Source organism: Polystyrenella longa (assembly GCF_007750395.1).
GTDB classification, from domain to species: Bacteria; Planctomycetota; Planctomycetia; order Planctomycetales; family Planctomycetaceae; genus Polystyrenella; species Polystyrenella longa.
Genome location: NZ_CP036281.1, coordinates 2,878,149 through 2,891,364, shown reverse-complemented (window position 1 = coordinate 2,891,364; position 13,216 = coordinate 2,878,149). Strand labels below are relative to the sequence as shown.

The window sequence follows — 13,216 nt, the reverse complement described above, 5'->3', positions numbered from 1 at the left end:
GACAGCTACTCACTCGTACCTTGAGCGTACAAGAGCATTCTTTAGACTTACCGACTTCAAGATGCCATCATAATCAGTATCACCACGTCACTCCTGCATGAATTCAAGCTCTGTGAGGACAGGTAGGTGATCTGATGGGAAGCGACCGTCCCGCTGGTCCTGAAGGGTCTTGAATTGCTCGACTTTAACTTTTTTGTTGACGAAAACGAAATCAATTCGGCGATCAGGAACAATCGCTTTAAATCCGTTCCAAGTCGAATCTGGACCTTGGGGTTTCTGTGCCGAATGCTTGTAGGCATCAAGATACACTGGATGGGTTTGAGTGTCTTTTCCAGTCAGGATGTTGTACGGAGGCGAGTCTGGAGTCGTGTTAAAGTCGCCTGTGAGAATGACAGGGTGATCAGCAAATTGTTCTCGCATCTGTTTCAATAACAGTTTCGCACTCTCAGTTCGTGCTTGCTTTCCACGGTGATCGAAGTGTGTATTCATCACATAAAAGACCGTTCCTGTCTGGCGATCCTTGAGCTTTATCCAGCTTGCAATTCGTGGCAGGGATGCATCCCATCCCTTGCTGGCAGTCTTGTCGGGTGTCATGGAAAGCCAGAATGTCGATTGGTCGAGCAAATCAAAACGATCCTTACGGAAGAATATTGGAGTAAACTCGCCAGCGTTTTTGCCATCATTCCGACCAACGCCATAAACGCCCATTTCCGGTAGCCGAGCTTTCAAGTCCTCCAGTTGTTCGACGAGCACCTCTTGAAATCCAACGATGTCCACTTTGTTTTCGAGGATAATCTCTGCCACCCAATCTTTCCGATTCGACCAAGCATTGATTCCGTCATTCGGATTGTTGTAACGAATATTCCATGTCATTACGTTCAGAGATTCAGCTACCGCATTTTGCCCCACCGCAGCCAGAAGCACAAAAGCGAATAAGAGTCGTTTCATCGAGTTTTACCTTAGGTCAAGAAGTCGTTTCTGCCAGAGAATGCGAAATACATCACATTCTGCTTGGTCAATCGTATGTCGGAGTGCAGATACCGAACCATTTTCGAGTCTCAACCAGACCAAGTCAATCTTATAGCGGTTTTTCAATGGGGCAACTCGTGATTACATCTCAGCTTTACACTTACGATCCGCAAGGCACTGGACTGTGATACTTCAGGGAATGTTCTCCAAGTCTAGGCAGCAAAAGGTAGCGTAATTATTCGCTACCATCCACTGATCAACATCTGAAGGCCATAAAGGACACCTACTTAATCGTCGTTATCAACTACTCAAACACGAGGAGAAACGACGTGACTAAACAAGACGATATTCGTACCGACATCACCAATCAGATCATCGATTCTTTGACAAATGGCAAAATTCTTCCTTGGCGTCGTCCATGGAAGTGCAATCGAAATGCAGGAATGGCAACCAGCCTATCCTCCGGTGACCGTTACCGTGGAGTCAACCAGATCATCCTGCAAGTCGCCGCTATGCGACACGGATATCAGTCCAAATGGTGGGCGACCTATAAGCAGATTCAGGCTTCTGGAGGACAGGTCATAAAGGGAGAGAAGGGGACGAAGATCGTCCTCTGGAAACCCATCGAACGAAAGACTGTATCTCAGAATGGTGAAGAAAACAAAGAGTCCTACTTCATCATGCGACAGTTTACCGTCTTTAATGTTGAACAAACGGAAGGGCTGGACCGTTTCCAAGTCAGTGGCGATCCGCAACCTACCGACACCTTCGAACGATACGAAAGAGCAGAAGAGCTCATCAGATCGACGGATGCCGATATCCGTTATGGCGGTAGCTCTGCCTACTACTCATTGGGTGGGGATTACATTCAGTGCCCTCCTGTCGGACAGTTCGAGTCACCGGCAGGTTATTACGAAACGATCTTTCACGAACTGGTTCATTGGACAGAGCCTCGTCTTAACTGGGAACGGCAAAAGTATGGATACGAAATGGGAGAGCTCATCGCTGAACTGGGAGCCTGTTTCCTCATGGGAGAATTGGAAATCCCGTTTGCTGAAAACATCTCCAATCACGCCGCCTATCTCGATGGCTGGCTGAAGAAAATGAAGGGCGACCCAAAGTTCATTTTTGACGCCTCATCGCAGGCATCAAAAGCTGTCGATTATCTCCTGAGTTATAGCGAGCAACTGGCTTCGACAACGTGAGTAAAAGTTAAGGGGACTTCGGTCCCCTTTGTTCATTTTGCTCGTCACCTCCAGCACTGTTCCAGCATGCCCCCAGCACTATTCCAGCGGACAGTCGTCAATCCATAACATACTCGACACTTACAGCGAACTACTGTCAGCCGATTAAGGACACCTCTTTAGCGTTCATAACGATCAACAATCCATCGAAAGGAACGCACTGATGACCACTTGTGACCAATCACACGAAGAAGCGATCAATGAATACGCTGGGAACTGGAAACGTTTTGATTGTTTCATCTGGGATCGTATGGAAGAACTTACTGACGCTGACAACTGGGCAATTATCTATACCCATCACCGAGACAGCAGACTTCTTGATCTGTCGAACGCAGCCGTCATCGAGAGAGAATTGACACCTTATTCAGAAGCAGACGATGCCGACGTGGTCTTCGAATCCCATAACCATTGGGCAGTGGGTCACATTGATGGTTTCTCCATTCGTGTTATCAGACACGGCCAAATCACAGACGCATTCAAGACCTACCTCGATTTGCAGGAGAGAAAGGACACCTATCCTATCCTCGACGAAGAGGATTACAGCGCACGGGAAATGGAAGCCACGATGGAAAACCTTACCGACGCTGTGTGGCGACTGAAGGACGAATACGACCTACCTGAGGGATGGGAAGATGAAGTCTTCTGTTGGCTCTCAGATAACAATCCGTCAGCGATTGAAAACAGAGATGATCAAGGTGGATATCTCGATGAGAATGAGCTCAGGGAAGCATTCGACAACCTACATTTCGTCGCCACAACTTGACCTTCAATGAAGTTAATGACACCTATTCATGGAATAAGGAGAAATAAATGAAAAACGATATCAGTTCATCTTCACCCACTTCACTCGCTCATCTCATCGGGCAGAGTAGGGTGATTGATCAAGTCACCGTGGCATTAGATGCATCCCAGATGGATGGAAAGATTTTCGACCACTCACTTTTAACGGGTGGTCCCGGCTTGGGAAAAACCGCATTGGCTCAGGTAATCGCCAGTGAAATGGCAAGTGATTTCCATGAAGTCTTAGGGCAATCGATTGCGACACCTTCTGATCTAAATGCGGTGCTACTGTCGGCGAAAGACAAATCAATCGTCTTCATCGACGAAGCTCACGAACTCAAAAAGGAATATCAGACGGCTCTCTATCTCGCACTGGACAAACGAAAGATCATTGTTAGCGGGGGAAAGTCGCCTAAAAGCATCGCACTTGCGGACTTCACTTTGCTTCTTGCAACTACCGATGAACATTGCCTGTTGCAACCATTGCGGGATCGCATGAGATTAACGCTGCGTTATCAATACTACTCAGATGACGAACTCTTCACGTTATGCAAACAAAGAGCTCTCTCACTGGGGTGGTCTGTTGAGAACACCGTCTTTCCATTGATCGCAATCCGGTCACGAGGGACACCTCGGATTGCTCTTAGACTGCTTCAGTCGTGTCATCGAGTTTGCCGTTCCGAAGGGGAACATCACATCGTTCCTGATCATCTTTTTCGAGGATGTGAATTGGAGGGAATAGATCACCTCGGACTCGACGTTACGGAGCAGAAATATCTGGAAATCGTTAGTGGTGGAGCCACAAGATTAAACGTGGTCGCCTCCCTATTGGGACTCCCCACAAGAACAGTGAGTAATGTCACAGAAAGCTTCCTGATACGAAGCGGGCTGGTCACCAAAGACGATCAAGGTAAGCGTCTGCTGACGCAAGCGGGACAGGATCACCTGTCCGAACTGCGTACAAACTCTGTCTAATTTCCGAAGGAATTCTGTCTAATGTCTGTCGAAATACGAACAAAAACCATCGTTTCTGTAGCTGAGATGGCACGTATGTGCCGATTGAGTCGAGCTCGGTTTTATCAGCTCGCTAAAGAGGGAGTGTTTCCCTCACCGCTTTATCGTTTAAATAACAAACGACCATTCTACCCAGAAGATCTGCAAGAAGTCTGTCTTGAAGTCCGGCGTAGAAATTGTGGAGTCAATGGAAAGCCGATTCTCTTTTACTCGAGAGGAACGGCGACACCTACTTCTAAACCAAAGAGAGTGAAACAACCTTCAGCGTCACAGAAGTACAATGAGCTGATCAATGATCTGGCGTCCCTAGGTTTGACAAATGTCAAAGGTAAAGACATTGAGCAGGCAGTGGGTGAATGCTTCCCGACCGGGATCAATCAAACTGATGAGTCGGTCGTTTTGCAAACCGTGTTCCTGCATCTGAAGCGTCAGGATTCCACCGATAATCTGGGGTGATAACAGCCATTATCGGTGGAGTTTGGGGAATTCGATGTCTACTTAGTGTCTAATTTGTGGAGATAAGCCGTGAAGAATTCGGGCGATAATGTTTTTCAAAATATTCCTGCCGGTACTGAGGAGGGGACTCTCGTCAATCGGTTCCTCAATGAACATGACTTCTCTCGAAATACGGTAAGAGCGATGACCCAAGACATTCGTAAATTCGCCCAATGGTTCTCAACTGCCAATCTGGAACCGTTCACAATCAGACGGATCACCGTAAGGGATATATCCGATTTTCGAGATTACCTGCGACGAGAGAAAGGACAGGCTGTCGCCACGGTCAATCGTTGCCTCGTGTCGATCCGAAGATGGCTGCAATGGTTGATGGAAAAGGGACACCTCGAATCAAACCCAGCCAAACCAGTCAAAGAGCTGAAACGTCAAGCACTTGCTCCTAAAGGGCTGAATCGTTCTGAAGTCCGGCGACTTCTTCGAGAGGTTGAACTACGTCAAGACACCCGATCCAAAGCGATCTTCAACCTGTTTCTCTACACAGGTTGTAGAGTAGGCGACTTAGTTAATCTGGAAATCGATGACCTCATGATTAGTGAGAGAAGCGGATCGGTCGTTTTCCGTCAGGGGAAGGGCAACAAACAGAGAACAGTACCACTTCCTTTACCTGCACGCCGATCCATTGACATGTGGCTTGAAATGCGACCTCCATCTGACACCTCATTGGTATTCATCGGAGAACGGGGACCATTAACGGATCGGGGAGTGAGAAACCTTTTTGATAAATATGCCGCTTTGTGTGGTGTTGAGATTCATCCCCATCTGCTCCGGCATACGATGGCTCATCAGTTTCTCGATGATAACCCCGGTGATCTGGTTTCTCTTGCCCAAATACTTGGGCATGAGAATCTGAACACCACCAAAAGATACTGTCAGCGAACTGAGGAGCAACTGGCGGAGGCGACGGATCGATTGGTTTATTGACTACGGTTCGAAATATCGTCTTGAACCTTATCAACTACTCAGTGTCCAACGTAAAAACATTCAGACACGGGGATGTAACGTGCGAAATGTAAGCTATGACCATTATGATGATCTGCCATTTTTATGAGAAGATGAACAATTCGATGTCTGAATAAAGAAAAAGGTATTTCGTCGCTATTAATATGTTTGGCCAGAGCATCTGGAACACCTTGTCAATTCTCCCGCAAAATCGATTACTACTCAGGAAGAGCTGGAAAGTGTAATAAATTCATAAGAAATTGGATCATAATCGGACGAGCGAACGGCAACACACATAATTGACATCATAGGTTATTTACGACGCCCATCGTCACTAGGAGCCCCTCTGCTGTACCGGGGAAACAGATATTTCAATGCTAACGAGATTCCATTTGATTGTGACAAAGATCGATTTGTGGTTGAATAGGTCATAAATTAATCCACTGGATACTTCCTAACAACTCAGTCTTCTTCTGCCAATGGACAGACATTGAGGCATCTCAAGTTGTTAAGCCAGATAATTTCAATGGCTATTAGCTTTCATCGGTGAGAGAAATGCGGCCAACTTATCATTATGAAAGATGCGTGCTTTGAGAGTGAAGTCTGCAATTACTAACTACATCGGAAGTGGAACCTTAACTAACCAATGCTGCTCACAATTACAACAGAACATAAACCAGCCACAGATCTCGGTTTCCTTTTACACAAACACCCAGACCGGTTCCAGAGCTTCGACTTTAGCTATGGTAAAGCACACGTTTTTTACCCTGAAGCGACAGAAGAGCGGTGCACTGCTTGTTTACTGCTTGATGTAGACCCAGTTGGGATGGTCCGAGGGAAACAAAGCTTCCAAGTTGCTCAATATGTCAATGACCGCCCTTATGTTGCCTCTTCGTTCATGAGCGTGGCAATTTCTCAATTATTTAACACTGCAATGGGAGGTCGATGCAAAGATCGCCCGCAACTAGTCACGACTCCGATTCCATTGGTCGCCCGATTGGAAGTTCTTCCAGTGCGAGGTGGAGAAAACTTTTTACAGCGAATTTTTGAACCAATAGGGTACTCAGTTGAAGCAGTACGTCATCCACTGGATGAGCATTTCCCAGAGTGGGGCGAAAGTGATTATTACTCCGTCACTATTTCTGGTACGAAGACACTTTCAGAATTATTGACGCACTTGTATGTCCTCATTCCAGTGTTCGACAATGATAAGCATTATTTCGTCGGCGAGGATGAAATGCAGAAATTGCTGTCAAAAGGAGAAGGATGGTTATCATCCCACCCAGAAAAAGAGCAGATCACTCGCCGTTATTTGAAGAACCTATCCAGCCTTTACTCTCAGACGCTGGTCCAACTGGACGAGAGACAAGATATTGAAACAGCAGAGAATCAATTGACGAAAGTACAAGAAGAGTTGCTTGAAACATCTTTTTCTCTAAATGATCAACGTCTCGGAGCGGTCATGGCAACACTTCGAGCTAGTGGTGCCCGCACTATTCTTGACCTAGGCTGCGGAGAAGGAAAACTTCTTCGTGATTTACTCCAAGATCAACAGTTTGAACAGATTGTTGGGATGGACGTGTCGATTCGTTCGTTGGAAATGGCACAAAAACGATTGAAGTTGGATCAAATTCCTGAACGGCTGGGGAAACGATTAAATTTATTACATGGGTCATTGATCTATCGTGACAAACGACTGGAAGGTTTTGATGCTGCTGCTGTCGTTGAAGTGATAGAACATCTCGACCCACCAAGACTGTCAGCTTTCGAGAGAGTTATATTTGAGTTTGCCAAACCCCGAACGGTTTTAATAACGACACCGAACCGAGAATACAATGTGATGTGGAAAACACTCCCTGCTGGTCAATTCCGTCATTCTGACCACCGCTTCGAGTGGAATCGTCAGGAGTTTCAGGACTGGGCAAATGGAGTTGCAGAGCAACATGGTTACTCCGTTCGATTTCTGCCAGTAGGGCCAGAAGACGAAAAGGTCGGAGCACCAACGCAGATGGGAGTTTTCGAACGTGTCTAAACGAGTCAGCAACCATGCCAACTTGATATTCTCTGTCGGATCACAGGTCGTAACATTAAAGGGTGTTATTGGTCAGAACGGTCAAACACTGCATCCTCGTGGCTCTGTGGGCGTAGTGATAAAATCACCGAGAGACTTTGACTATTCCTATCGGGTCCGATTTACAGATGGAGTCGAAGAAATATTAATGCCAAGTGAAATTACGCTGCTGGCCAAACTCAAGGAAGGCGAGATCGGCAATAGTAAGATCTCCTCGGGCCGTATTGATCTTTTCCAACGAGTCATTTTCCAGTGCATCATCGGATCTCAAGCTTACGGCTTGGCTGACAGTGATTCTGACATCGACCGACGTGGATTCTATTTGCCGCCTGCCGAACTGCAATGGTCGCTGTATGGTGTGCCGGAACAACTCGAATGCGAACCAACGCAAGAGGCGTACTGGGAAATCCAAAAGTTTCTCGTGCTGGCACTCAAAGCGAATCCGAACGTGCTGGAGTGCCTCTACACACCATTAATCGAGAAGACCACGCCGTTGGCCGACGAACTACTGGCTATGCGGTCGATGTTTCTGTCACGGCTAGTTTACCAGACCTACAACGGCTATGTCATGTCGCAGTTTAAGAAGATGCAGGCCGATATCCGCAATCAGGGGCAGGCGAAGTGGAAACACGTCATGCACCTGATCCGACTGCTTATCTCGGGAATTAATGTGCTGCGAGAAGGATTCGTTCCGGTGAGAGTGGACGACCATCGAGAACAACTCTTGGCAATTAAAAAAGGCGAAATGCAGTGGGAAGAAACAGAGAAATGGCGGCTTGCCCTCCATAAAGAATTTGAAAAAGCAATGGAAGAGACAAAGCTGCCAGAACGTCCTGACTACGAGAAGGCCAACGACTTTCTGGTCAAAGCTCGAAGGGCCGCAGTCGGAGGCGAATTGCCATGAGAATCGTGTTCTGCAACGACGACTTGATGCCACGATCCGTAGACTCGTCTTACAAGGATGAATCAGTTGCAGCTTCCGAAGCGGGCTTCGCTTTCGAGTTGATCGATTTTTCAGCCTTACGCAATGGCGATGCAGAAGCATCTGCTCGTTTTGTGGAGGTGACAAGTGAGTTGGAGACTGCAATCTATCGAGGATGGATGTTAACTCCAAACGAATACAAGGGGATGCACGACGCCCTTTGCCGCCGCAATATTCGACTCATCACTTCACCCGACGAATACTTGCACTGCCACTGGCTTCCCAATAGTTACTCAGCTATTGCTGGCCACACACCACGATCCATTTGGATGCAATCGGCATCAACTTCTTGGGATATGAAAGCTATAAATGATTTAGTGAAGCAATTCGGAACGGCTCCGGTCATTGTGAAGGACTATGTAAAATCAAGGAAACACGAATGGAATGAAGCCTGTTTTATCCCCAATGCATCGGACGCCGAAAAGGTTGCACAGGTCGTAAATCGTTTCATTGAATTACAGGATGACGATTTACAAGGCGGACTGGTATTTCGAGAGTTTGTCAAATTCGAGCCTATTGGAGTCCACCCCAAAAGTGGAATGCCGCTCACGTTGGAATTCCGGCTGTTTGTAGTTGATGGATCAGTGATTTCCGGGGCTCCCTATTGGGAAGGTCAAGAAGGGACGGTTGAACCGCCAATCACACATTTTGAAAACCTACTTAGGAATGTCCGAAGTCGCTTCTTCACTTGCGATGTTGCGAGAACAATGGACGGAAACTGGATGATTGTAGAACTCGGCGATGCTCAAGTTTCTGGATTACCAGCACGATGCCATCCAATGGACTTTTATGATGCACTGGCGACAAGGACTAGCAAATTATGAATGACGCTCAATGCGATCCTCGATTGCATAAACAGATCAATGATCATCCCTACCCATTGCTGTTCGCCACTATCAGTGGAGCGCACCTGTATGGCTTTCCGTCTCCTGATTCAGACTTCGACCTGCGTGGCGTACATCTGTTGCCACTGAAAGCAGTGGTCGGCCTCCGTGATGGACGGGAAACCATTGAGAATTCGGGCATTTTCGACGGCATGGAAATCGACCTTGTGACTCACGACGCCAAAAAGTTCTTCGGGCTGATGCTGAATAAGAACGGTTATGTCATGGAACAGGTGCTATCACCGCTCATCATTCACACGACACCGGAACATGAGGAGCTCAAGGCCATCACCCCTGACTGTCTGACGAAGCATCATGCCCACCATTACCTTGGCTTCGCAGCCACGCAGTGGAAGTTGTTTCAGAAGGAAGATCCACCTCGGGTCAAGCCTCTGTTGTATGTCTACCGAGTTCTGCTGACGGGAATTCATCTCATGCGAACGGGCACGGTCGAGGCAAATCTAGTTCATCTAAACGACACATTTAAACTCCCACATTTACCTGAACTTATCGAGCGGAAGGTTAATGGTAACGAGAAAGGCACACTGGATCAGGCCGACCTTTCGTTTCACGAACAGGAATATGAGCGATTGCGCTCTAACCTTGAGGAAGCCTTCGAACAATGCCAACTCCCAGATCAGCCAAGTGGTGCTGCGGCTCTAAACGATCTACTTGTGCGATTGCGAATGTCACATCAAGTAACATGACTTCAGGTAAAGTAGCTCTGTTCGTCAGGAGCATTGTTAGTCCAGATATCACTTCAGGCGAATGTTAAACAATTCGAAGCGTTTTCACATGCAAGTTAAAATACCCAAACTCTCACTTGTCGTTCTCGTCGGCCCTAGCGGGGCGGGGAAGAGTACATTCGCCCGGAAGCACTTCCTTCCGAGCGAGATTCTCTCCTCAGACTACTGTCGTGGACTGGTCAGTAACAATGAGAACGATCAAACAGCAACAAGAGATGCCTTCGAGGTCTTGAATTTTATAGCCGCCAAACGACTCGCACGGGGTCACCTGACAGTTATTGATGCTACAAACATTCATGCCGACGCTCGAAAACCTCTTGTAAGGTTGGCTAGGGAGTACCATTGTCTGCCAGTAGCAATTGTGTTGAATCCACCTGAGAAAGTTTGCCTTGAACGCAACAGAGATCGTGAGGACCGCACATTTGGTTCTCATGTTATCCGACAACAAAGGTCCCAACTCAGGCGTTCCTTAAAGTTACTGAAACGAGAAGGATTTCGACACATTTTTGTCATGGATTCTGTAGATGAGATTGATGCTTCTACTATTGAGAGAGTTCCTCTTTGGAACGACAAGAGAGATGAACATGGCCCCTTCGACATTATAGGCGACGTTCACGGATGTTGTGATGAACTAGAACTATTGCTAGATCAGTTGGGATATGAGCGATTAGAAGTAGACAACGATTCCATCTGGGGAGAAGTTTCATATCGTCATACCGAAGGTCGAAAAGTCATATTTGTAGGCGATCTCGTGGACCGAGGTCCTCGTGTCTTGGACGTGGTCCGCATCGCACGCAACATGATTAAGAACGGAGATGCTCTGTGCGTCCCCGGAAATCACGACGTGAAGCTGCTGAGAAAGTTACGAGGAAAGAACGTCCAGATCAAACACGGGTTGGAGAACTCACTGGCCGAAATCGAGGCCCTCCCCGAAGGTCTTCGTGAACCGTTCTGCAAAGAGTTGGCTGACTTCCTCGACGGACTTGTGAGTCACTACGTTCTGGACGATGACAAGCTAGTTGTAGCTCACGCTGGGATGAAAGAAGAGTTTCAGGGAAGAGGTTCAGGCAAGGTCCGTGAATTTGCCCTATATGGAGAAACAACTGGCGAAACCGACGAGTTTGGACTACCTGTGCGGTACAACTGGGCAGGGGAGTACCGTGGATCGGCGTCGGTTGTCTACGGCCATACTCCTGTTCCCTCTCCTGAATGGCTCAATCGGACAGTGAATGTTGATACGGGCTGTGTCTTTGGAGGCAAACTTACGGCTCTTCGTTACCCAGAGAAGGAGTTCATTTCTGTTTCAGCTAAACAGACCTACTGCATACCGGTTCGACCGTTTCTCAAAGATGAAGATCAACCTTCAATGTCGGCTCAGCACATCCACGACGACATTCTCGATGCTGAAGATGTGTTAGGAAAACGAATCGTGTCTACTCGACTACATCACAATGTGACCATTCGGGAGGAGAATGCCACCGCAGCGTTGGAGATCATGAGTCGGTTTGCGGTTAATCCCAAATGGCTTATTTATCTTCCTCCTACAATGTCACCCTGCGAAACATCAAACGAGTCGGGATTGCTGGAACATCCCGCCGAAGCGTTTTCGTACTTCCGCAGCCAAGGTGTCCCGCAGGTCGTGTGTGAGGAGAAGCACATGGGGTCAAGGGCCGTCGTTGTAGTCTGTCGGGATGAAGATGTCGCCCGAGAGCGATTCGGTGTATCCGAAGGAGAATTCGGAGTCGTCTACACTCGCACAGGCAGACGATTCTTCAACGATCCTGAACTGGAAATGAAGTTTCTTGATCGATTGCGTGCTGCAATGGACTCTTCCGGGTTCTGGGACCAGTTCCAAACCTCATGGGCTTGCTTTGACTGCGAACTGATGCCGTGGTCCGCAAAAGCACAGGAGTTACTTCGCTCCCAATATGCCGCAGTAGGTGCCGCAGGAAAAGCATCACTTCCCGAAGCCATCGGTGCTCTCGAACTGGCGGCTGAGCGAATGAGCCTAGACGGAAATCACGACTCCAGAATGGCATCCGTTCTCGCTCATGTCCGTGATCGGCAGAGCAACATCGAACATTTTGTCACCGCCTATCGCCAGTATTGCTGGCCTGTTGAATCGATCAATGGGCTGAAACTCGCTCCTTTCCACCTGTTGGCAACAGAGGGCAAAGTTCACACAGATCAAAATCATCTATGGCATATGGAAACACTGGAGAAAATCTGCAAAGAAGATACCGACATTCTTACTCCTACAGTACACAAAACCATCGACCTCACTGATTTGGATAGCATCTCAGCAGGTATTGACTGGTGGACAAACCTTACTGGGAGTGGGGGCGAAGGAATGGTTATCAAACCGATTGATTGGGTTGTACAAGGAAAGAAAGGACTTGTACAACCTGCCGTAAAATGCCGTGGAAAGGAATATCTAAGGATCATATACAGCCCTGACTACGATTCCGATGAAAATTTACCTCGCCTGAGAAATCGAAATCTTGGCCGTAAGCGATCTCTCGCTCTTAGAGAATTTGCACTCGGTATTGAGGCATTAGAACGATTTGTCCGCAAGGAACCATTGAGAAGAGTTCACGAGTGCATCTTCGGCGTCTTGGCTCTTGAGAGCGAACCCGTCGATCCAAGGCTATAGCAAAGGGAGTGGGAGATCATTAGTTCCGGGATAAAGAAACTGAGGACACCTTATTACGAAACAATGTCCTTCAGTTTTGTTACTCCCCAAAAGGAACGTCACATGATCCAACAATCGAAACAACTCTTCAATCTTGGTCAAATCGTCGCCACCCCCGGAGCCATCGCTACTTTCGAAAGAGTAGACGAATTAATGGTTGCATTGCTAAGTCGTCACGTTAGGGGCGATTGGGGAGTTCTTCATGAAGAAGACAAAACTGCCAACGATGAGGCGGTTACTGAAGGGTTCCGTATCCTGTCTGCTTATAAGCTATCTGATGGAACAAAGATCTGGATCATTACTGAGGGAGACCGTTCTTCGACAACCATACTCCTGCCTGAAGAATACTGACACCTCCTCTTCAAGTGTTAAACAACAC

12 protein-coding genes are annotated in these 13,216 nt (G+C 47.5%); 11 read left to right on the top strand and 1 reads right to left on the bottom strand.

Annotated elements, in window-relative coordinates:
• Positions 1 to 87 precede the first annotated feature (87 nt).
• The gene (locus tag Pla110_RS10670; protein WP_144995758.1) at positions 88 to 948 is read right to left on the bottom strand and encodes an endonuclease/exonuclease/phosphatase family protein; all 861 of its coding nucleotides are present in this window, start codon (positions 946 to 948) and stop codon (positions 88 to 90) included.
• Between the two features lie 350 nt (positions 949 to 1,298).
• Here Pla110_RS10670 and Pla110_RS10665 point away from each other — a divergent pair, with 350 nt between their 5' ends.
• The 11 genes from Pla110_RS10665 (at position 1,299) to Pla110_RS10615 (ending at position 13,188) form a co-directional block, all read left to right on the top strand.
• The gene (locus tag Pla110_RS10665) at positions 1,299 to 2,174 is read left to right on the top strand and encodes an ArdC family protein (RefSeq protein ID WP_197440652.1); all 876 of its coding nucleotides are present in this window, start codon (positions 1,299 to 1,301) and stop codon (positions 2,172 to 2,174) included.
• A gap of 202 nt (positions 2,175 to 2,376) precedes the next feature.
• Positions 2,377 to 2,976 (top strand): hypothetical protein, encoded by a 600-nt coding sequence (locus tag Pla110_RS10660; protein WP_144995756.1) that lies wholly within the window; start codon positions 2,377 to 2,379, stop codon positions 2,974 to 2,976.
• Positions 2,977 to 3,023: 47 nt separating this feature from the next.
• Positions 3,024 to 3,968 (top strand): AAA family ATPase, encoded by a 945-nt coding sequence (locus Pla110_RS10655; protein WP_144995755.1) that lies wholly within the window; start codon positions 3,024 to 3,026, stop codon positions 3,966 to 3,968.
• Between the two features lie 21 nt (positions 3,969 to 3,989).
• Positions 3,990 to 4,463 carry a helix-turn-helix transcriptional regulator gene (locus tag Pla110_RS10650; RefSeq protein WP_144995754.1) on the top strand — a complete coding sequence of 158 codons (474 nt, stop codon included), beginning with the start codon at positions 3,990 to 3,992 and terminating at the stop codon, positions 4,461 to 4,463.
• A gap of 69 nt (positions 4,464 to 4,532) precedes the next feature.
• On the top strand, positions 4,533 to 5,444 hold the full coding sequence (locus tag Pla110_RS10645) for a tyrosine-type recombinase/integrase (protein WP_144995753.1): 912 nt from the start codon (positions 4,533 to 4,535) through the stop codon (positions 5,442 to 5,444).
• Positions 5,445 to 6,108: 664 nt separating this feature from the next.
• Complete coding sequence (locus tag Pla110_RS10640) at positions 6,109 to 7,494, top strand: 3' terminal RNA ribose 2'-O-methyltransferase Hen1 (RefSeq protein WP_144995752.1); 1,386 nt, start codon at positions 6,109 to 6,111, stop codon at positions 7,492 to 7,494.
• Between the two features lie 187 nt (positions 7,495 to 7,681).
• Entirely contained in the window at positions 7,682 to 8,437 is a 756-nt protein-coding gene (locus Pla110_RS10635) for a nucleotidyltransferase domain-containing protein (RefSeq protein WP_231742972.1), read from the top strand.
• 98 nt (positions 8,438 to 8,535) lie between these two features.
• Positions 8,536 to 9,339, top strand: coding sequence for an ATP-grasp domain-containing protein (locus Pla110_RS10630; protein ID WP_197440651.1), 804 nt, complete (start codon positions 8,536 to 8,538; stop codon positions 9,337 to 9,339).
• Positions 9,336 to 10,106 (top strand): nucleotidyltransferase domain-containing protein, encoded by a 771-nt coding sequence (locus tag Pla110_RS10625; RefSeq protein WP_144995749.1) that lies wholly within the window; start codon positions 9,336 to 9,338, stop codon positions 10,104 to 10,106. The genes Pla110_RS10630 and Pla110_RS10625 overlap by 4 nt, the downstream gene beginning before the upstream one ends.
• Before the next feature lie 88 nt (positions 10,107 to 10,194).
• Positions 10,195 to 12,798, top strand: a complete 2,604-nt coding sequence (locus Pla110_RS10620) for a polynucleotide kinase-phosphatase (protein WP_144995748.1) — start codon at positions 10,195 to 10,197, stop codon at positions 12,796 to 12,798.
• A gap of 102 nt (positions 12,799 to 12,900) precedes the next feature.
• On the top strand, positions 12,901 to 13,188 hold the full coding sequence (locus Pla110_RS10615) for a hypothetical protein (RefSeq protein WP_144995747.1): 288 nt from the start codon (positions 12,901 to 12,903) through the stop codon (positions 13,186 to 13,188).
• The last annotated feature ends 28 nt before the right edge of the window (positions 13,189 to 13,216 follow it).